General features: G+C 69.3%; 20 protein-coding genes. 14 read left to right on the top strand and 6 right to left on the bottom strand.

The features are described 5' to 3' along the window. Window positions 1–26 precede the first annotated feature (26 nt). From ACFQUV_RS23805 to rpe, 3 genes are all read left to right on the top strand, one after another. Window positions 27–905, top strand: a complete 879-nt coding sequence (locus ACFQUV_RS23805; protein WP_129608655.1) for a phosphoribulokinase — start codon at window positions 27–29, stop codon at window positions 903–905. A gap of 152 nt (window positions 906–1,057) precedes the next feature. Continuing rightward, window positions 1,058–3,082: a transketolase gene (tkt, locus tag ACFQUV_RS23800; RefSeq protein WP_371851697.1), complete on the top strand. Its 2,025-nt coding sequence runs from the start codon at window positions 1,058–1,060 to the stop codon at window positions 3,080–3,082. Further along, entirely contained in the window at window positions 3,079–3,780 is a 702-nt protein-coding gene (gene rpe / locus ACFQUV_RS23795; RefSeq protein ID WP_129608654.1) for a ribulose-phosphate 3-epimerase, read from the top strand. The genes tkt and rpe overlap by 4 nt, the downstream gene beginning before the upstream one ends. 32 nt (window positions 3,781–3,812) lie before the next feature. Here the strand turns inward: rpe and ACFQUV_RS23790 are convergent, their stop codons facing one another. Then, entirely contained in the window at window positions 3,813–4,775 is a 963-nt protein-coding gene (locus tag ACFQUV_RS23790) for an MvdC/MvdD family ATP grasp protein (RefSeq protein WP_129608653.1), read from the bottom strand. A gap of 48 nt (window positions 4,776–4,823) precedes the next feature. Then, window positions 4,824–5,456 (bottom strand): hypothetical protein, encoded by a 633-nt coding sequence (locus tag ACFQUV_RS23785; RefSeq protein WP_129608652.1) that lies wholly within the window; start codon window positions 5,454–5,456, stop codon window positions 4,824–4,826. A gap of 69 nt (window positions 5,457–5,525) precedes the next feature. Here ACFQUV_RS23785 and ACFQUV_RS23780 point away from each other — a divergent pair, with 69 nt between their 5' ends. After that, complete coding sequence (locus ACFQUV_RS23780; RefSeq protein ID WP_129608651.1) at window positions 5,526–6,635, top strand: YeeE/YedE family protein; 1,110 nt, start codon at window positions 5,526–5,528, stop codon at window positions 6,633–6,635. Between the two features lie 3 nt (window positions 6,636–6,638). Here the strand turns inward: ACFQUV_RS23780 and ACFQUV_RS23775 are convergent, their stop codons facing one another. Next, window positions 6,639–6,992 (bottom strand): thioredoxin family protein, encoded by a 354-nt coding sequence (locus ACFQUV_RS23775; protein WP_244601539.1) that lies wholly within the window; start codon window positions 6,990–6,992, stop codon window positions 6,639–6,641. Window positions 6,993–7,256: 264 nt separating this feature from the next. On the opposite strand from ACFQUV_RS23775, the gene ACFQUV_RS23770 reads away from it, so the two are divergent. Then, window positions 7,257–7,994, top strand: a complete 738-nt coding sequence (locus tag ACFQUV_RS23770; protein WP_129608650.1) for a cytochrome c biogenesis CcdA family protein — start codon at window positions 7,257–7,259, stop codon at window positions 7,992–7,994. 23 nt (window positions 7,995–8,017) lie between these two features. Here the strand turns inward: ACFQUV_RS23770 and ACFQUV_RS23765 are convergent, their stop codons facing one another. After that, window positions 8,018–8,665: a hypothetical protein gene (locus ACFQUV_RS23765; RefSeq protein ID WP_129608649.1), complete on the bottom strand. Its 648-nt coding sequence runs from the start codon at window positions 8,663–8,665 to the stop codon at window positions 8,018–8,020. Between the two features lie 178 nt (window positions 8,666–8,843). Here ACFQUV_RS23765 and ACFQUV_RS23760 point away from each other — a divergent pair, with 178 nt between their 5' ends. Next, window positions 8,844–9,431 carry a thioredoxin family protein gene (locus tag ACFQUV_RS23760; RefSeq protein WP_129608648.1) on the top strand — a complete coding sequence of 196 codons (588 nt, stop codon included), beginning with the start codon at window positions 8,844–8,846 and terminating at the stop codon, window positions 9,429–9,431. Between the two features lie 164 nt (window positions 9,432–9,595). Here the strand turns inward: ACFQUV_RS23760 and soxX are convergent, their stop codons facing one another. Together soxX and soxA are read right to left on the bottom strand one after the other, a co-directional pair. Next, on the bottom strand, window positions 9,596–10,255 hold the full coding sequence (gene soxX, locus ACFQUV_RS23755) for a sulfur oxidation c-type cytochrome SoxX (RefSeq protein ID WP_129608647.1): 660 nt from the start codon (window positions 10,253–10,255) through the stop codon (window positions 9,596–9,598). Window positions 10,256–10,264: 9 nt separating this feature from the next. Next, window positions 10,265–11,158, bottom strand: a complete 894-nt coding sequence (gene soxA / locus ACFQUV_RS23750) for a sulfur oxidation c-type cytochrome SoxA (protein ID WP_244601538.1) — start codon at window positions 11,156–11,158, stop codon at window positions 10,265–10,267. 353 nt (window positions 11,159–11,511) lie between these two features. On the opposite strand from soxA, the gene soxY reads away from it, so the two are divergent. From soxY to ACFQUV_RS23710, 8 genes are all read left to right on the top strand, one after another. Further along, entirely contained in the window at window positions 11,512–11,961 is a 450-nt protein-coding gene (soxY, locus tag ACFQUV_RS23745; protein WP_129608673.1) for a thiosulfate oxidation carrier protein SoxY, read from the top strand. Between the two features lie 35 nt (window positions 11,962–11,996). Then, window positions 11,997–12,332, top strand: a complete 336-nt coding sequence (soxZ, locus tag ACFQUV_RS23740; protein WP_111384346.1) for a thiosulfate oxidation carrier complex protein SoxZ — start codon at window positions 11,997–11,999, stop codon at window positions 12,330–12,332. Between the two features lie 85 nt (window positions 12,333–12,417). Then, window positions 12,418–14,133 (top strand): thiosulfohydrolase SoxB, encoded by a 1,716-nt coding sequence (soxB, locus tag ACFQUV_RS23735; protein ID WP_129608646.1) that lies wholly within the window; start codon window positions 12,418–12,420, stop codon window positions 14,131–14,133. A 290-nt stretch (window positions 14,134–14,423) separates the two neighbouring features. Then, window positions 14,424–15,725 carry a sulfite dehydrogenase gene (soxC, locus tag ACFQUV_RS23730; protein ID WP_129608645.1) on the top strand — a complete coding sequence of 434 codons (1,302 nt, stop codon included), beginning with the start codon at window positions 14,424–14,426 and terminating at the stop codon, window positions 15,723–15,725. Further along, a complete protein-coding gene (locus ACFQUV_RS23725) occupies window positions 15,709–16,479 on the top strand; it encodes a c-type cytochrome (RefSeq protein WP_129608644.1) in 771 nt (256 codons plus the stop codon). Before soxC ends, ACFQUV_RS23725 begins: the two co-directional genes overlap by 17 nt. Then, window positions 16,476–16,880, top strand: coding sequence for a c-type cytochrome (locus ACFQUV_RS23720; protein ID WP_244601537.1), 405 nt, complete (start codon window positions 16,476–16,478; stop codon window positions 16,878–16,880). Before ACFQUV_RS23725 ends, ACFQUV_RS23720 begins: the two co-directional genes overlap by 4 nt. A 292-nt stretch (window positions 16,881–17,172) precedes the next feature. Next, window positions 17,173–18,441 (top strand): NAD(P)/FAD-dependent oxidoreductase, encoded by a 1,269-nt coding sequence (locus tag ACFQUV_RS23715; protein WP_129608643.1) that lies wholly within the window; start codon window positions 17,173–17,175, stop codon window positions 18,439–18,441. Between the two features lie 227 nt (window positions 18,442–18,668). Further along, window positions 18,669–19,913 carry an NAD(P)/FAD-dependent oxidoreductase gene (locus tag ACFQUV_RS23710; RefSeq protein WP_244601540.1) on the top strand — a complete coding sequence of 415 codons (1,245 nt, stop codon included), beginning with the start codon at window positions 18,669–18,671 and terminating at the stop codon, window positions 19,911–19,913. Window positions 19,914–19,940 lie beyond the last annotated feature (27 nt).

The following is a 19,940-nucleotide window of genomic DNA, read 5'->3' as shown; positions in this document are numbered from 1 at the left end:
CGACAAGTCATTTCTGGAAGTCAGCCATGTCCATCAAGCATCCGATCATCGCCGTCACCGGCTCCTCGGGGGCCGGCACCACCTCGGTGAAGCGCACCTTCGAGCAGATCTTCCGGCGCGAGGGCGTGCGCGCCGCCTATGTGGAGGGCGACGCCTTCCATCGCTACAACCGGGTCGAGATGCGCGAGCGGATGGCGGAAGAGGCCCGGACCGGCAACGCCCACTACAGCCACTTCAGCCCCGAGACCAACCTGTTCGAGGAGCTGGAAGCGCTGTTCGAGAGCTATGGCCGCTGCGGCCGCGGCCGCCTGCGCCACTACGTTCACGATGCCGAGGAGGCCAAGCTCTACGGCGCCGAGCCCGGCTGCTTCACTCCATGGGAGGATGTCGAGCCCGACACCGAGCTTCTGTTCTACGAGGGCCTGCACGGCGCCGTCGTCACCGACAAGGTCAACGTTGCCCGCCATGTGGACCTCAAGATCGGCGTGGTGCCGGTGATCAATCTCGAATGGATTCAGAAGCTGCACCGTGACCGCGCCACCCGCGGCTACTCCACCGAGACCGTCACCGACACCATCCTGCGGCGGATGCCGGACTACGTGCACTACATCTGCCCGCAGTTCACCGAGACCGACATCAACTTCCAGCGCGCCCCGACGGTCGACACCTCGAACCCGTTCGTGGCCCGCTGGATTCCGACGCCCGACGAGTCGATCGTGGTGATCCGCTTCCGCAATCCGCGTGGCATCGACTTCTCGTATCTGCTGTCGATGTTGCAGGGGAGCTGGATGAGCCGCGCCAACTCCATCGTCATCCCGGGCAACAAGATGGATCTCGCCATGCAGCTCATCCTGACGCCGATGATCCTGAAGATCGTCGAGCGCAAGCGGCGCGCCATGGCGTGACATCGAGCTCGGTCGTTCCGGGGTGGGCCGAAGGCGCGACCCGCAATCCGGCGACGAATTCCGAAGGTGCGGTTGGAGTCCGGGTTCGGCGCTGCGCGCCGTCCCGGAACGACCGCCGGACACGAGACACATCGGGAGAGACGACCATGACCATGTCGGCGACGATGGAGCGCCAGGATCAGCAGGGCGGGCTCGCCTGGCCGGTGACGGCGGCGCTGCGGGCGCTCGCCATGGACGCCGTCGAGGCGGCGAAGTCGGGCCATCCGGGCGCCCCCATGGGCATGGCCGAGATCGCCGCGGTGCTGTGGCGCAGCGTGCTGCGCCACGACCCGGCCGATCCGCGCTGGCCCGACCGCGACCGCTTCGTGCTGTCCAACGGCCACGCCTCGATGCTGCTCTACGGGCTTCTGCACCTCACCGGCTACGACCTGCCGATCGCGGAGCTGAAGCGCTTCCGTCAGCTCCATTCCAAGACGCCCGGCCATCCGGAATACGGCATGACGCCGGGGGTGGAGACCACCACCGGGCCGCTCGGCCAGGGCCTCGCCAATGCGGTCGGCATGGCGCTCGCCGAGAAGACGCTGGCGGCCCAGTTCAACCGCCCCGGCCACACCATCGTGGACCATCGCACCTTCGTGTTCATGGGTGACGGCTGCCTGATGGAGGGCATCAGCCACGAGGCCGCGTCGCTCGCCGGCCGGCTCGGCCTCGGCAAGCTGATCGCGTTCTGGGACGACAACGGCATCTCCATCGACGGCAAGGTCGAGGAGTGGTTCGCCGACGACACGCCGGCGCGCTTCCGCGCCTATGGCTGGCAGGTGCTGACCGGGGTCGACGGCCACGATCCTGCCGCCATCGCGGCCGCGGTCGCGCTGGCGCTCGCGGCGACCGATCGGCCGACCCTGATCTGCTGCCGCACCACCATCGGGCGCGGCGCGCCGACCAAGCAGGGCCACCAGGACACCCATGGGGCGCCGCTCGGGGCCGAGGAGATCGCCCGCGCCCGCGCCGCCATGGGCTGGACCCATCCGCCGTTCCATGTTCCCGCCGACGTCTATGCCGCGTGGGACTGCCGCCCGCGCGGCAAGGCGCTGTCGGCCGACTGGGCCACCCGCTTCGCCGCCTATGCGGCGGCATTTCCGGAGCTCGCCGCCGAATTCGAACGGCGGCTGGCCGGTGATCTGCCGGAGGGCTTCGCGGCCGCTGCCGACGCCGCGCTCGCCGCCGAGACGGCGGCCGGCAGCGTCGCCACCCGCAAGGCCGGGCAGATCGCGCTCGCCGCGTTCGCCAAGGCGCTGCCCGAGCTGATCGGCGGCTCCGCCGATCTCGCCCACTCGAACCTCACGATCCACCCCGGCTCGACGCCGGTGACCCGCGATCCGGCCGGAAACCAGATCTTCTTCGGGGTGCGCGAGTTCGGCATGAGCGCCATCGCCAACGGGCTGGCGCTGCACGGCGGCTTCGTGCCCTTCGTCGCCACCTTCCTGGTGTTCTCCGACTACGCCCGCAACGCGGTGCGGATGTCGGCCCTGATGGGGCTGCGGGTGGTCTACGTGTTCACCCACGACTCCATCGCGGTCGGCGAGGACGGCCCGACCCACCAGCCGATCGAGCATGTGGAGAGCCTGCGGCTGATCCCCGGCCTCGACGTCTGGCGCCCGGCCGATGCCGCCGAGACGGCGGTCGCCTGGCAGGCGGCGCTGGCGCGCCGCGACGGGCCGACGGCGCTGATCCTCACCCGGCAGGCTCTGCCGCCGCAGCCGGCCGAGGGCCTGGCGGATCTCCCCGTCACCGGCGCTCGCGTGCTGGTCGGGCCGGCCGATGCGGTCGCGACGCTGGTCGCCACCGGCTCGGAGGTGCGGATCGCCACCGAGGCGGCCGCCGCGCTCGCCGCCGAGGGGGTGCCGGTGCGGGTCGTCTCGATGCCCTGCGTCGAGCGGTTCGAGGCGCAGCCGGCGGCGGCGCGCGCCGCCCTGGTGCCGGCCGACCGGCCCGTGGTGGTGATCGAGGCGGGCACCACGCGCGGCTGGCGCGGCCTCGCCGGGCCGAGCGGCCGGGTAATCGGCCTCGATCGCTTCGGCGAGTCGGCGCCCGAGAAGGATCTGTTGAAGCTGTTCGGCTTCACGGCCGCTGCGGTGGCCGAGGTGGTGCGCGAGACCGTGGGAGCGGCGGCATGAACCCGATCGTCATCGCGCCCTCGATCCTGTCGGCCGACTTCGCCAGGCTGGGCGCCGAGATCGCCGCGGTCGAGCAGGCCGGCGCCGACTGGATTCATTTCGACGTGATGGACAATCACTTCGTGCCGAACCTCACCTTCGGCCCGATGGTGCTGAAGGCGGTGCGGCCGCACACGCGGCTGCCGATCGACGTGCACCTGATGGTGCAGCCGGTCGACGCCTTGGTGGAGGGCTTCGCGGCCGCCGGTGCCGACCTGATCGCCGTGCATGTGGAGGCGTGCCCGCATCTCGATCGCACGCTTCAACTGATCCGGTCGAAGGGCAAGCAGACCGGCGTCGTCCTCAATCCGGCGACACCCGCGGCGGCGCTCGACTGCGTGCTATCCGAGGTCGATCTGGTGCTGCTGATGACGGTCAATCCCGGCTTCGCGGGGCAGAGCTTCATCGGCTCGGTGGTCGACAAGATCCGCACCGTGCGGCGGATGATCGACATGACCGGCCGTCCCATCCGGCTCGAAGTGGATGGCGGCATCACGCCGGCCACCATCGGTGCGGCGGCGGCGGCCGGCGCCGACACCTTCGTGGCCGGGAGCGCGGTGTTCGGGGGGAAGGATTACGCGGCGGCCATCACCGCATTGCGGGCCGGCGCCGCGGCAGCGATCACCGCCGCGGCGGCGCCGCAGCGCGAGGTCGCCTGAGCGGTGTTGGGGCCGAGCCGCCAGCCCGGGCCTCACGACAGCAGGAGATCGCAGTAGCGCTCACCCGTCCGGGTGCCGGCGATCACGTCCAAGAAGAGGAACTGGCCGGACGGGTTGATCTCCAGGAAGAAGATGCGGCCGTCCGGGTCCTCGCGCAGATCGACGGCGCCGCTGGCGAGCCCGAGCCGCCGGCGCAGGACGAGCAGCTTCTCGATCAACCCGGCCGGCAGTGTCGCCTGGACGAGCCCGTAGTCCTGATCGAGCCGCCAGTCGTAATGGGCCTTGGGATTGCGGATCGTCACCTCGGTGACGAAAGCGTCGTCGCCGATCAGCATCACCCGGTACTCGCGGCCGCGCGGGATATAGCGCTGGAAGATCACCGGCGCGAAGTCGAGCCGCCACAGGTCCGCCAGGTCCTCGGGCCGCAGCGGCCGCGTGTCGGTCATCATCAGATCGGTGCCGGAGAACGCCTTGTAGATGACCGCGTCGTGACGCTCCGCGAAGGCGCGGACCTCCTCGGCATCGTTGCCGATCAGCGTCGGCGGCACATCGAGCCCGATCGCGGCCGCGACGGCGAGCTGATAGGGCTTGTAGGCCGCGCGCTGCTCGGCCTCCGGATCGTTGTAGATCGGCCGTCCGGCCGCAGCCAGGAGGCCCCACAGCGCCTCGCGACACTCGCGCGCCGCAAAGCGGCGCTCCTCGGCGTTCCTGATCCGCGGATCGACGGCCGGATGAAGCGGGCGGCGCCACCAGATCGCGTGATAGTCGCCGAGCGGCCGGTCGCCGAGCCGGACATCGACCGCGCCGCTGCCGTCGTGGTCGGTCACCGCCAGCGAGGCGCGCAGCCGTCCGGGGAACAGCGCCGTGTCGACGATGTCGGCGTCGACGCCGCGCTTCTGGAGCAGACCCTGAATGGCGACGGCATGGAAGTCGTCGTCCTTGGACAGGATCAGCACACGTTTCCCGGCCGACGGGCCGGCAGCGGAACAGGACATGGGGACCGGCACCAGGACTGACTCGGACGCGGACGGGCGCGTGACCGATCAGATCGGGATGTCGATCACGCCGCCGGTGCCCGGATCGTCGTTCTTGATGTCGTCGGTCACCGTGATGGTCTTTCCGGCATCGGTGGTCTGATCGGTGGTGACGTCGATGCCGACGCCCTGGGGCGGCTTGGTCTGGGTCGACGAGAAGGTCGGCGAGGAGGCGAGCTGCTGGGAGCAGGTCGAGTCGGTTCCGGTTGCCGAGGCTCGCACCTTGTCGATGTCGAGGCCGTTGACGCGGGCCCATTCGACCTCGAGCATCGCCTTGAGCTCTGCGTCGACCGCATCGGCGGCGACCTCCTTGGCACGGCTGTCGCGGGTGGTGACGAAGAGTTGCAGGCCCTTGTCGTCGAAGGACTTGTCGGACGGCTTGTCGTCGGAGGTCATGGGCGTACTCCAGCAAATCACGAAAGCACGGACCGGATCGGTCCCGCCAGGCAAATGAAAGGTCGACGATGGGCGGTACCATCGCACGCTTTCAGCCGTTTTCAAGATCGGAACCAACCGGATGGCGATGGTGACGAGGGCGAACGAAGCCACTCCCGAGCCGCCCGCCAGCGGGGCCGGCGGCTGCGCCGCGTGATCGCCGGTAGGGCGGTGCGACACCGCCGCCTCCTCGTTGCGCTCGATCAAGGTGCTGTGTCGTTATTGGTCATATTAGAATGTGTTGGTCGGCGGCTTCGATCGAAGAGGAGAGGGCGCGTGGATGCCACGGTGATCATCGACCGGCTGGGCGAAGGGCCGGTGCTGACCCTCGGCGGCATCGCGGTCGGCGCGGCGTTCGGCTTCGCGGCCCAGCGCAGCCGCTTCTGCCTGCGGGCCGCGTCGATCGAGTTCTTCCATGGCCATGTCGGTCAGAAGGTCGCGGTCTGGCTGATGGCCTTCGCGACCGCCGTGGTGTGGACGCAAGCCTTCATCCTGCTCGATCTGCTCGACGTCTCCGAGGCCCGTCAGCTCGCCCAGCGCGGCAGCCTGTCGGGGGCGATCATCGGCGGCCTGATGTTCGGCGCCGGGATGATCATGACGCGCGGCTGCGCCAGCCGGCTGCTGGTGCTCTCCGCCACCGGAAACCTGCGGGCGCTGCTCTCCGGGCTGGTGATGGCGGTGGCGGCCCAGTCGGCCTATCGCGGCGCGCTGGCGCCGCTGCGCGAGACCATCACGGGTTGGTGGACGATCGATGGAGCCGGCGCCCGCGATCTCCTGGTGGTGCTCGGGGTCGGCCACGGTCACGCCCTCGCGATCGGCCTGGTATGGTGCGCCGCGGCGTATTTCTACGCGGTCCGGAGCCGGCTGCCGGCCGGCACCTGGTTCACGGCCTCCGGGGTGGGCGGCATGGTGGCGGTCGGCTGGCTGCTCACCTACGTGATCTCGCAGGCGAGCTTCGCGCCCACCCGCATCACCAGCATCACCTTCACGGGGCCGTCCGCCGACACCCTGATGTTCGTGCTCGACCAGTCGCGCATGGTGTGGAACTTCGACATCGGCCTGGTGCCGGGCGTGTTCCTCGGGTCGCTCGCCGCCGCGCTCATGTTCCGCGAGTTCCAGCTCCTCGGCTTCCGCGACGGCCACTCGATGCGGCGCTACATCGTCGGCGCGGTGCTGATGGGGTTCGGCGGCATGCTGGCGGGGGGCTGCGCGGTCGGCGCCGGGGTGTCGGGCGGCGCTATCTTCGCGCTCACCGCCTGGGTCACGCTCGCCTGCATCTGGGTCGCGGCCGGCGTCACCGACTGGCTGATGGACCGCGAGCCGGCGGTGCCGGCCGAAGTGGCCGCTGCCGCCGGGGCCTCGCCCGGGTCAGGCCGGGCCGGCTGACGCTCACGGCGTCACGTCGGCGGGAAGCTGCTCCAGGAGCCGGTCCAGGCGGCCCCAGAAGAAATCCTCGCCCGGATAGCCCTCGATCCGGCCGAGCTCGGCGCCGTCCAGCAGCAGCACGAAGGTCGGCGTGTAACGGACCGGCCGTGCGAGCCGCAGCCCGGCGGCCGGCACGTCGCGCTTCTCGATCTCGCGCAGGGGCGCCCGCCGCGCCTCCGGTGTCTTGTGATAGATCGTGCCGATCTTGAGGTCCCACTCGCGGCAATAGGGGCAGCCGGCCTCGCGCACATAGAGAAGCTGCACCCGCCCGCCTGCACCCGAGGCCGGCGCAGCCGCCGCCGCGCTGGCGCCCGTCACGACGGCACCTGTCGCGACCGCACCCCTCACGACGGCGCCGCACAGGACGGCGAGGACGGTTCGGCGGTGAGGCTGGTGCGTCATGCGGGGCGACTCATCGGGCGGGTCTCGTCGTCGTGCCGGACGCGACGACATGAATGCACGATTGGATATGTATGCAACCGTTTATGTTTGCAATCGTGGCGGCGGCTGCGCCACCATGGCGGCAGCCAATATAACATGTGGCTGCGGCGTGCCACCGCCGCTGCCGGGAGGAAATGCCGGATGACGCTCGATGTCGGGCTGGCGGCGGCCGCGCTGGCCGGGCTCCTGTCGTTCTTGAGCCCCTGCGTGCTGCCGCTGGTGCCGCCCTACCTGACCTGGCTGGCCGGCTCGTCGCTCGACGAGCTGACCGCCGACACGCCGTCGCGCGGGACGACGGCCCGCGCGCTGGTGCGGGCCGCCGCCTTCGTGGCCGGCTTCGGCACCGTGTTCGTGGCGCTCGGCGCCAGCGCGTCGCTCATCGGCAGCCTGCTGGTGGACCATCTGACGCTGCTGTCGCGAATAGCGGGCGTGATCATCGCGGTGCTCGGGCTGCACTTCGTCGGGCTCGTGCGCATCCCGCTGCTCTATCGCGAGGCGCGCTTCGGGCTCGGCGGCCGCTCGGTGAGCCTCGTCGGTGCCTATGTGCTGGGGCTTGCCTTCGCGTTCGGATGGACGCCCTGTGTCGGCCCGGTGCTGGCCTCCATCCTGCTGATCGCCGGGGCCGAGGATTCCGCCGGGCAGGGGGCCGCGCTGCTCGCCGCCTATGCGGCCGGCATCGGTGTGCCCTTCCTGCTCGCGGCGGTGTTCGTGCGGCCGTTTCTCGGCTTCCTGAGCCGCTTCCGTCGTCATCTCGGCACCATCGAGAAGGTGATCGGCGTATTGCTGATCGTCACCGGCGTGCTGATCTTCACCGGCTCGATGGCCGACATCGCCGGCTGGCTGCTCGACGCCGTTCCGGCGCTGGGGCGGATCGGATGAGCGAGCCGCCGCGGCCGCTGCCGTCACCCGAAGCGGAAGCGCAGGAGCTGCTCGAAGGCGCGCAGCTCGATGAGAAAGCGATGCAGCATGTCGCGGTCGGTGGTGGCGACCGCGTCGGGCAGGCGCGCGAGCGACGCGCGGCTGCCGTCGACCAGACGGCGGAAGTCGGGATCGGCCTTGATGTCGGCCGGCGCCTCGCCGTCGCACAACGCGAAGGCGGCGTCGGTCGCCGCCGCAGCCTTGACGATGTCGGCCCGCACCTCCGGCCGAGTGAGATCGGGTGCCTGGGTTCGGCTGGCATCGAGCACCGCATAGACGGCGGACAAGTCGCGCACGCAGTCGGCGAACACCCGGCGGCCGGCGGTGCGGCGGGCCTTGGCCATGTCGTCGGCGAGCCGCTCGGTCTCGTCGGCAGCCGCCGTGAGGTCACCGGCGTCGACGGCCGCGAGCGCCGCGCCGGCGCGTGCTCGCAGCGGCCCGTCGGGGAGTGCCTTGACCAGACGCTCCAGCGCCAGCGCGGCGAGCTCCGCATTGCCGGTGCGCAGATAGCCGGCCGCGAGTCGCCGATCCGCGAGCACCGTCGCGTCGGTGGCATCCGTGCGGGTCTGCGCCGGAAGCGGCGCTGCTGCGAGCACGAGCGCCGCGGCGACCAGCATCACGCCGCCCAGCATCGCCGTGCTGCGTCGCGCCTTGCGGGCTCCGTGCGCCCGGCCCAGAGCGGAAACCGATCCAACAGGATCGGCCCCCGCTCTGGAAGTCCTTGTTTGATCGCATTTTCGACGGCGAACCGGATTCCACTTCGCCGGAAAATGCTCTAGGTCTCCTGAAAACACCATGAGGGAAACGTCCATGCTGTCACGTCGCAAGCTGATCACCGCGGCGGTTGCGGCCTCGCTGCCCCCGGCCGCGATGGCCGTCTCGGGTGTCACACGCGCCGAAGGGCTGAAGCTCGGCGAGGACGGACTGCCGCATGTCGAGTGGTTCCTCCAGAGCCTGCTCGAACTCGCCGACGACGTCTCGCTGGCGGCCCAGAACGGCAAGCGCCTGGCCGTGATGTGGGAGCTGCGCGGTTGCCCCTATTGCCACGAAACCCACGTCAAGAACCTCGGCGATCCGACGATCGCATCTTACATCCGCGAGCGATTCGAGGTGGTGCAGCTCAATGTCGCCGGCGACCGCACGGTGGTCGACTTCGATGGCGAAAAGCTGACCGAGCGGCGGCTTGCCGAGAAGTACGGCGTGCGCTTCACCCCGACGTTCCAGTTCTTCGGCGAGGACGCCGAGGCGATGAAGGCCAAGAAGCCGCGCGACCGCGAGGTGGCGCGGGCGCAGGGCTATCTGGAGCCGAAGCACTTCGTCGCCCTGTTCCGTTTCGTCGCCGAGAAGGCGTACGAGAAGGGCACGCTGCGCGACTATCTGCGCGCCCAGGGAGCGTGAGCGGCGCGCTCCGCGCCGATCGTAGCCCGGACGGAGCGCAGCGACGTCCGGGGGCGTTCGTGCGGATTATCGCGAAGGCCCCCGGGGTCTCGCGGGCTCGACCCCGGACTACGAGGTGGCGTTACGCCAGGTTGGCGTGGCGCGCCGTCTTATTTGTTCACGGGTTATTTGTTCACGGGTGAGGCCGGGTCGAGCAGGAACGCCACCGCGTCCTTGATCTGCTCAACCGTGAGGAACTTGTTGTGCCCGAAGCGCGGCATGTTCGAGCAGGCGAACACCGCCTGGGCATTGTAGACGCGCTCGTAGACCTCCTTCTGAGCCTCCGGCGTGTTGCCCTTGATCTTGCCGTAGCCGGTGAGGCTGGGACCGAGGGTGCCGTAGCTGATCTCGGCCGGGGCGAGCTGGTGGCAGGCGTAGCAGTTGCCGCCATTGGGGAGCTTGGGATTGTCGCCCATGCGGCCGCCGAAGCCTGACAGTGCCAGCTTCTCACCCGCCTTCCAGTCGCCCATCAGCTTGCCATCGGCCGGAAAGGCCACGTTCTTCTTCTCGCGAGCCAGAATGGCATCGGCGACGGCCGGCGGCGGGCTGTTGCGATACTGAGAACAAAGCTGCATCGTCTCGTCCTGGACGACGCGCGCCTGCATGTCGGGTGGCAGGTTCTTCCATGCCGCCGCGACGGCCTGCTCCAGCCGCTCGCGGCTGATGCCGGGCGCCACCTCGGCGCGTGCGTCGGTCTTCGGCTCGCTGGTCTTCGGCTCGGTGGCGCCCAGCGGCGCCGACAGCAGCAGGGAGGCGGCAGTCGCCGCGCACAGAATCCGGAGCATCGGGGGTCCTCAGCGCTTGATGGAAGGCACTTCGATGGCGCCGCCCTCGGCCTTCTTGGTCAGGTAGGCGGCGAGCGCCACGGTGACCTCGGAGGCGTAGCCGACGTCCGGCATGCGCATCTGCCAGTAGCAATCCCAGATCCGGTGCTGCATGGTGCGCAGCGACGCCTGCGATACCCGGTATGTCGGCCACGACCCCATGGTCGCCTGGGCGGCCTTGGCGGTGTCGAAGAACGGCAGGTTCTGGAGGCGGATGCGCTGGCCCTCCTGGCCGTGGCAGGTCTGGCACGAGAAGTCGTTGAGGCTGGAGCGCCGGTAGAACAGCGCCTCGCCGAGCGCCACCGCCTCGCGCTCCTTGGGATGCTCCATCTTGGCGGCGTACTTGAAGCCGTTCGACTTGTTGGCGACGAACGCCACCAGCGCCTCGATCTCGGTCGCCGGGTTGCCGCCCGAGGAGGCGAACGGCTTCTTGCGCAGCGCCGTGGTGTCGAGCCCCTGGATGGTTTCCATGCACCACAGGAGCCGCGATTCGGCGTCCATCACCCGGCCGGCGTCGGCGAACCAGCGCGGCATCTCCGCATAGGCGCCGTCGAGCTTGCCGGGTCCCTTGCCGAGATCGCAGGTCTCCAGCGTCGCGTTCTTCGGCCCGCGCGCCGTCGTCCACAGCGCCTCGCCGCTGTCGACCGCCAGATAGCCGGGATTCGACATCGGGTCCGAGATCATCGCCCGGTACTTCTCGAGCAGCTTGTCGGCGTCCTCGTCGCCGGCGGGCTGTGCGCCGGCGGAGGGCGCCGCGGCGGGCTGTGCCACGGCGCTCGTCAACGCTGCGCTCACGAGCGACGAGATCGTCATCGACGCCGCCGTCGTCACGGCGAGCGCCAGCGCCTTCCATCCTGGGATCATGTTTCCTCCGACCGAGCAATCGCGCGGCTGCCGGCTCGTGCCGGTCTTGACGCTGACGACCACCTTCGACCAGCTTATATTCTCGAAGGCGAATGAAAAGCAATTTTCTGTTTCGGAGCGCCGAACAGGATGTTTTGGTCGCGTTCTGCTGCATCGCAGCAAGAAACGCACTGTTCTTCGCCCATTCGCCTATTGCGTCGAAGGCGCGGACTCGCTACTGATTTTCAAAATAATGAATGTATGTGGAGGACGCTCGCGGGGGTACGCTCCCCTCTTTGCCGGATCATTCTCGAACAGCCCAAGCGCGGCGGTTGTTTCGTACCGCCGTCCAGGAGGAGAGGTTTCTGATGACGATGACTGTGAGCCGACGCGAGGCGCTCGCGCTCTCCGCCGGAGCGGTGGCGGTTCTGGCCTTCGGCAGCGCCCGGCCGGCCTTCGCCAAGAACGACTCGGACGATCTGATCAAGGCGTTCACCGGCGGCAAGACGCCGACCAAGGGCAAGGTCCGGCTCGATCTGCCCGACATCGCCGAGAACGGCAACACCGTGCCGCTCGCCTTCTCGGTGGAGAGCCCGATGACGGACGCCTCGCACGTCACCGACGTGCTGATCGTCGCCGACGGGAATCCGCGGGCGGGCGTCGCCACCTTCCACTTCTCGCCGCGCTCCGGTGTCGCCGAGGCGGCCACCCGCATCCGTCTCGCCGAGACCCAGAACGTGATCGCCGTCGCCAAGATGAACGACGGCTCGCTGTTCATGGACACGCGGCAGGTGAAGGTCACCATCGGCGGCTGCGGCGGCTGATCCGGACCCGACAGACGAATCCTCAGGAGAATCCCATGTCGACTCCCGCGCCGCGGCCGCGCATCCGTCTCGACAAGAAGGACGCCAAGAAGGGCGACCTCGTCGAGGTCAAGGCGCTCGTCTCCCACATCATGGAGTCGGGTCAGCGCAAGGATAAGGACGGCAACCTCATTCCGCGCAAGATCATCAACAAGTTCACCTGCGAGGTGAACGGTAAGGTGGTCTTCGCCTGCGATCTGGAGCCCGCCGTCTCGGCCAATCCCTACATGCAGTTCAAGTTCCGGGCCGAGGAGAGCGGCAAGGTCGTTCTCACCTGGATCGACGACGACGGCAGCAAGATCGTCGGCGAGGACCAGATCACGGTGAGCTGACGGCGCGCCCGCCTCACCGGGTCTATTCGACAATCAGAACACGCGACGCCGGGGGGCTGCCTCCGGCGAAGGAGGACGCGCGCCCATGCCGACGGGACGAAACGCGACGCGACGAGATCTGCTGCAATTCGGAGCGGCCACGGCTGCTGCGCTCGCCGCTGCCGGCCTCGATCCGGGCGGCTGGACGCGGGCCTTCGCCCAGCAGCGGGTGAGCGAGGCGGACCTGCTGGCGTTCCAGCCGGTCGGCAATGTCACGCTGGTGCATGTCACCGACATTCATGCGCAGCTCATGCCGGTGTGGTTCCGTGAGCCGACCGTCAATCTCGGGGTGGGCGAGGCGAAGGGTGTGCCGCCTCACGTCACCGGCAAGGCACTGCTCGAATCCTACAAGATTCCCGCCGGCAGCCCACTCGCCTATGCGCTCGCCGATGTCGACTTCGAGGCGCTGGCCAAGACCTACGGGCGTGTCGGCGGGCTCGATCGCGTCGCCACCATCGTGCAGGCGATCCGCGCCGAGCGGGGCGACCGCGTCGTGCTGCTCGACGGCGGCGACACCTGGCAGAACTCGTGGACGTCGCTCGCCACCAAGGGCCAGGACATGGTCGACTGCATGGCGCTGCTGAAGCCGGACGCCATGACGGCCCACTGGGAGTTCACGCTCGGCGAGGCGCGCGTCAAGGAGATCGTCGACAGCCTCGGCTTCCCGTTCCTGTGCCAGAACGTGCGCGAGAGCGAGTTCCAGGACGAGGTGTTCAAGGGCTCGACGGTGGTCGAGCGCGGCGGCGTCAAGATCGGCATCGTCGGGCAGGCGCTGCCCTACACGCCGATCGCCAACCCGCGCTGGATGATTCCGAACTGGTCGTTCGGCATCCGCGAGAAGGAGCTGCAAGCCGAGGTCGACAAGCTGCGGGCCGGCGGCGCCCAGCTCGTCGTGCTCTTGTCGCACAACGGCTTCGACGTCGACCGTAAGCTCGCCGGACGGGTGAGCGGCCTCGACGTGATTCTCACCGGCCACACCCACGATGCGCTGCCGGAGCCGCTGAAGATCGGCAAGACGCTGCTGGTCGCGTCCGGCAGCCACGGCAAGTTCGTGTCGCGCCTCGACCTCGACGTGCGGGACGGGACCGTGCGGGACTTCCGCTACCGGCTGATCCCGGTGCTCGCCGACGTGATCAAGCCCGACGCCGCGATGGCGGCGACCATCGCCAGGCACCGCGCGCCGCACGCCAAGATGCTGGCCGAGGAGGTCGGTCGCACCGAGACGACGCTCTATCGCCGCGGCAACTTCAACGGCACCCTCGACGATGTCATCTGCGAGGCGCTGATCGCCGAGCGCGACGCCGAGATCGCGCTGTCGCCGGGCTTCCGCTGGGGTCCGTCGCTGCTGCCGGGGCAGGCGATCACCCGCGAGGACGTCTACAACGCGACCGCGATGACCTATCCGGCGGCCTACCGCATGGCCATGACGGGCGCGCGCCTCAAGGAGATCCTGGAGGACGTCGCCGACAACATCTTCAATCCCGACCCCTATCTCCAGCAAGGGGGTGACATGGTGCGGGTCGGTGGCCTCGCCTACACGATCGACGTCGGCAAGCCGATCGGCAGCCGTATCGGCGATCTCACGCTCACCCGCACGGGCCAGCCGCTGGCGGCCGACAAGGACTACACCGTGGCCGGCTGGGCGAGCGTCAACGAGGGCACCGAAGGGCCGGCGATCTGGGACGTCGTGTTCGCGCATCTGGGCCGCAAGAAGACCGTGGCGCCGACCGGCGCCTCCACCGTGAAGATCGTAGGGGCCTGAGACTCCGGTACCTCGAGGCACGGCGCTGCGCTCTCTCTCCGCGTGCGGGGAGAGGGTCGGGGTGAGGGGGCGTATCCCCAAAGCAGTGACTCGCGGGGAGGGGGGGGGGGGGGGGGGGGGGGGGGGGGGGGGGGGGGGGGGGGGGGGGGNATCCCCAAAGCAGTGACTCGCGGGGACGCCCCCTCACCGGGACTGCGCGCCTCCGGCGCGAACCCCGACCTCTCCCCGCACGCGGGGAGAGGTGAGACCAGCGTCTCGTACAAATGCATACTGGAGACCGGAGAGCGGGAATGCTGAAAAAGAACGGAGATCGCGACGCCGGACTATCACGGCGCTCGCTCCTCGGCAGCGGGCTGGCGCTCGGCGGCGCCGCGGTGGCCGGGGCGACCGGCGCGACCGAGGTGGCGCGGGCGGCCGAAGGTGGGAACCCGGCGAACTTGCCGCCCAACGTGGCGGACTGGTCGAAGGTGCTGGGCGACGGCGTCGCGGTGCGGCCCTACGGCAAGCCGTCGAAGCACGAGGCGCATGTGGTCCGCCGCGACGTCGAATGGCTCACCGCCTCGCGCGAGAGCTCGGTGTCGTTCACGCCGCTGCACGAGCTGGATGGCATCATCACGCCGAACGGCCTGTGTTTCGAGCGTCACCACTCCGGCATCGCCGAGCTCGATCCCAACGACTATCGGCTGATGCTGCATGGGCTCGTCGACAAGCCGCTGATGTTCACGCTCCAGGACCTGGAGCGGCTGCCGCGCACCAACCGCATCTATTTCGCCGAATGCGCCGCCAACTCCGGCATGGAGTGGCGCGGCGCCCAGATGAACGCCTGTCAGTTCACCCACGGCATGATCCACAACGTCATGTACACGGGCGTGCCGCTGAAGGTGCTGCTGGACGAGGCGGGCCTCAAGCCCAACGCCAAGTGGCTGCTGCTGGAGGGCGCCGACTCGGCCGCGATGACGCGCTCGCTGCCGCTCCAGAAGGCGCTCGACGACTGCCTGATCGCGTTCCGCATGAACGGCGAGCGTCTGCGTCCCGAGAACGGCTATCCGGTCCGCATCTGCGTGCCCGGCTGGGAGGCCAACATGTGGGTCAAGTGGCTGCGCCGCATCGAGATCGGCGATCAGCCCTGGCACCACCGCGAGGAGACGTCGAAGTACACCGACCTCCTGGAGAACGGCAAGGCGCGCCGCTTCACCTATGTGATGGACGCCAAGTCGGTGATCACCAATCCGAGCCCGCAGGCGCCGCTCCGCCACAAGAAGGGCTTCACGATCCTGTCCGGCCTCGCCTGGTCGGGCCGTGGCAAGGTCGCCCGCGTGGACGTGTCGCTCGATGGCGGGCGCAACTGGCGCACCGCGCGCATCGACGGGCCGGTGCTCGACAAGTCGCTGGTGCGCTTCTACGCCGAATTCGACTGGGACGGCCGGGAGCTGTTCCTCCAGTCCCGCGCCATGGACGAGACCGGCTACGTGCAGCCGACCAAGAGCGAGCTGCGCAAGGTGCGCGGCGTCAACTCCGTCTACCACAACAACGGCATCCAGACCTGGCGCGTGTCGCCCGAGGGCGAGGTGGAAAATGTCGAGATTTCGTGAGCTGGCCGTCCTGCTGGCCGTCGCCCTGATCGGTGGCGGATCGCTGGCCGTGGTGACGATCGCCTCGGCGCAGAGCGGCAAGCCGCCGGCCAAGGAGGCGCCCGGCAAGCCGGCCGCCAAGGAGACAACCGCGAGCCCGGCCGCCGCACCGGCCGCCACCAAGGTGAAGTACGGCATCGGCCGCGAGGCCAAGCCGGAGGAGATCGCCGGCTGGGACATCGACGTGCGGCCGGACGGGCAGGGGCTGCCGCCCGGCAAGGGCACGGCCCGCAAGGGTGAGGCGCTGTTCGTCGAGCAGTGCGCCTCCTGTCACGGCGAATTCGGCGAGAGTGCCGGCCGCTGGCCGGTGCTCGCCGGCGGCGCCGGCACGCTGGCCAGCCACGACCCGGTCAAGACCATCGGCTCCTACTGGCCGTATGCCTCCACCGTGATCGACTACGTGCGGCGCGCCATGCCGTTCGGCAACGCACAATCGTTGTCGGGCGACGACCTCTATGCGATCGTCGCCTACGTGCTCTATCTGAACGACGTGATCACGGATCAGGATCTGGAGCTGTCGGACAAGACCTTTCCGACCGTCAGGCTCTCCAACGAGGCGAACTTCTTCGATGACGACCGCGAGGTGTCCGAGAAGAGCTTCTGGAAGAAGGACCCGTGCATGACGAACTGCGCGGCCGGAACCCCGACGGTGCTCGGGCGGGCCCGATCCATCGACGTCACTCCCGAGGACGGCAAGGGACCCCGGGTCGAATGACGCGGCTCGCCTTCTCCGCCCGCGTGGTCACCGCCCCCGTGGCTGCCGCCTCCGGGTCCGTCGTGCTCGCCGCCGTCACGGCCGTCGCCGTGATCGCGGCGGCGGCGAGCCCGGTGGCGGTGGTGGCGGCGGACCGCGCCGCCGGGGCGGTGAAAGGCGATCGCGAGCTCGGCCAGTATCTGTCGTCGGAATGCGTGACCTGCCATCAGATCAGCGGGCGTTACGACGGCATCCCGCCAATCGTCGGCTGGCCGGAGGAGAGCTTCGTCGAGATCCTGAGCGAGTATCGCGACAAGAAGCGTGAGAACCAGGTGATGCGCAGCATCGCGGTGAAGTTCTCGGACGAGGAGATCGCGGCGCTGGCGGCCTATTTCGGCAGCCTCAAGCCGCGCACCGACTGAGGCGTCGCGCCGCCGCCGGTCCGAGCGCCCGCGCCGGATCGGGGTCGGTGGCGGTGTGGTGCCTCGTATTCGGTGGCGTCGTCGTGTCGCGGTCGAGGCCGTGACATTCGGGGAGGGGGGACCTCCCGATTTGGTCCGGGGCCGCGCGAAACGAGTGGTTCGGCCTTGGGCGATGGTTATGATGATCAATGCAGAGTTCGATCACCGATAGCGGATCACAGAGACGACGGACCCGTGATGTCCCGACCGTTCGGGCGATGGCGCGGTCCGCAGCGCGTCCAGGGAGGACCTCATGATTGCCGTCACCCGTCGTGTTTTCTCCGTCGCGTCGCTCGCCGGCGTCGCTGCCGTCGCGTTTCCGGCGGTGCTGCGCGGCCAGGCCAAGCCGCGCCTCGTGGTCATCGGCGGCGGCCCGGCCGGCGCCACCGTGGCCAAGTACGTCGCGAAGGATTCCAACGGCGCCATCGACGTGACGCTGGTGGAGCCGCTCGCCAAGTTCGTCACCTGCTTCCACTCGAACCTTTATCTCGGTGATTTCCGAAGCTGGGACTCGATCGCCCACGACTACAAGCTCGATGCCTATGGCGTGAAGCATGTGCGCCAGGCCGCGAGCGCCATCGATCGTGACAAGAAGCAGGTGCGGCTCGCCGACGGATCGACCCTGGACTACGATCGGCTGGTGGTGGCGCCCGGCATCGATCTCGCATTCGACTCGGTGCCGGGGTGGTCCGAGGAGGCGGCCGAGGTGATGCCGCACGCCTGGAAGCCGGGGCCGCAGACGCAGCTTCTCAAGACGCGGCTCGACGCGCTCCAGGACGGCGCGACCATCGTGATGGTGGCGCCGCCGAATCCCTATCGCTGCCCGCCCGGTCCCTACGAGCGGGTGTCCTGCATGGCGGCCGTCCTCAAGAAGAAGGGCCACAGCAAGTCGCGCATCGTGGTGGTCGATCCCAAGGACCGCTTCTCCAAGATGGCGCTGTTCCAGGAGGGCTGGCAGGCGCACTATCCGGGCATGGTCGAGTGGATGGACCCGAAGATGCACGGCGGCCTGAAGAGCGTCGATCCCAAGACCGGCACCGTCGTCACCGACCTCGAGACCATCAAGGCCGATCTCGTCAACGTCATCCCCAAGCAGATGGCCGGCAAGATCGCCCGCGACGCGGGGCTCGCCAACGGCACCGGCTATTGCCCGATCGATCCCGCCACCATGAAGTCGGCGCAGGACCCCAACATCTTCGTGCTCGGTGACGCGGCGATCGCGGGCGCCATGCCGAAGTCGGCATTCTCGGCCAACAGCCAGGCCAAGGTGGTGGCGCTGGCGGTGCGTGGCGAGCTCACCGGCTCCCGCGTCTTCCCGGCCCGCTACGCCAACACCTGCTGGTCGGTCATCGCGGTCGACGACACCGTCAAGATCGGCGGCCGCTACGAGCCCAAGGACGGGGCCATCGCCGAGGTCGAGGGCTTCGTCTCCAAGACCGGCGAGGACAAGGACGTGCGGCGCCAGACCAGCGAGGAGAACATGGGCTGGTACAAGGGCATCGTGGCGGACATCTTTGCCTGACACGAGGCGCGATCGTGATGCGCGGCACGGCTCGCGCATCCATCATCGAAGCGAAGCAGTCGTGCGTTCAGATGTGTCGCCGGGCACCCGCCCGGCGACGATGCCGGACCGGGGAACACGTCGTGACGCGAAGCACCTCCGAAGCGGACGACGCCGTGCGTGACGCGATCGATCGGCGCGACGTCCTGCGCGGTCTGGCCGGCGCTCTCGCCGGCACCGCCGTCACGGTGTCCACCTCGCCGGGGCCCGCGCACGCATCCTCGGCGCTCGCCAGTCCGGCGCTGGCTCAGGTGCGGCCGCGCGTCGTGGTGGTCGGCGGCGGCGCGGGCGGCGCCACCGCGGCCAAGTATCTGGTCGCCGGCGGCGCCGATCTCGACGTCACGCTGATCGAGGCCAACCGCACCTACGTCACTCCGTTCACCTCGAACCTGTTCCTCGGCGGCCTCAAGCCGTTCGAGCAGCTCGAATACGGCTACGACAATCTCGCCGGCCGCGGTGTCCGGCTGGTGTTCGAGCGGGTGACCGAGATCGAGCGCTCCGCCCGCATGGTGCGGCTCGCTGACGGATCGCGCATCCCGTACGACCGGCTGATCCTGTCGCCCGGCATCGACTTCCGCTGGACCGCGCTGCCCGGCTGGTCGGAAGCGGCGGCCGAGACCATGCCGCATGCCTGGACGGGCGGCGCCCAGTTCCGGCTCCTGAAGCGCCAGCTCGACGCGGTGCCGGATGGCGGCCTGATCGTCGTCGTGGCGCCGCCGGCGCCCTATCGCTGCCCGCCGGCGCCCTACGAGCGCGCCTCCATGATGGCGCTGGCGCTGAAGCGGCGCGGCGTGCAGGGCGCCCGCATCGTCATCCTCGACGCCAAGGATCACTTCGCCATGCAGCCGCTGTTCGAGGACGGATGGGCGCGGCACTACCCCGGCGTGATCGAGTGGCAGGACCCGCAGATGCACGGCGGCATCAAGGCGATCGATTCCAAGGCCATGACGGTGACGACCGACCTCGAGACCCACAAGGCGGCGCTCGTCAACGTCATCCCGCCGCAGGTCGCCGGCCGCCTCGGCCGCGACGCCGGCCTCACCGACGAGACCGGGTGGTGCCCGGTCGATGCCGGCACCATGGCGTCACGGATCGATCCGAACATCCACGTCATCGGCGACGCGGCGATCGGCGGCGACTTCCCGAAGTCGGGCTTCGCGGCCAACAACGAGGCCAAGAACACCGCGATGATCGTCCGCCACGACCTGGTCGGCGGGCGGCTGCTGCCGGTGCGCTTCACCAATCACTGCTGGAGCACCATCGCGCCCGACGACGCCATCAAGAACGGTGCCCGCTACGAGCCGCGCGACGGCAAGATCGTCATGCTCGATCCCTACACGTCGCAGCGCGACGAGACGCCGGAGCTGCGTGAGAAGCAGGCCCGCGAGGCGGTCGGCTGGTATCGCGGCATGACCACCGACATCTTCGGCTGAACGGTGCGCCGCGTCAGCGACGAGCGC

The organism is Rhodoplanes sp. P11, assembly GCF_964266735.1.
GTDB lineage: Bacteria > Pseudomonadota > Alphaproteobacteria > Rhizobiales > Xanthobacteraceae > Rhodoplanes > Rhodoplanes serenus.
The sequence above is the reverse complement of the archived record's forward strand: the minus strand, read 5'-3'. Positions and strand labels throughout refer to the sequence as shown.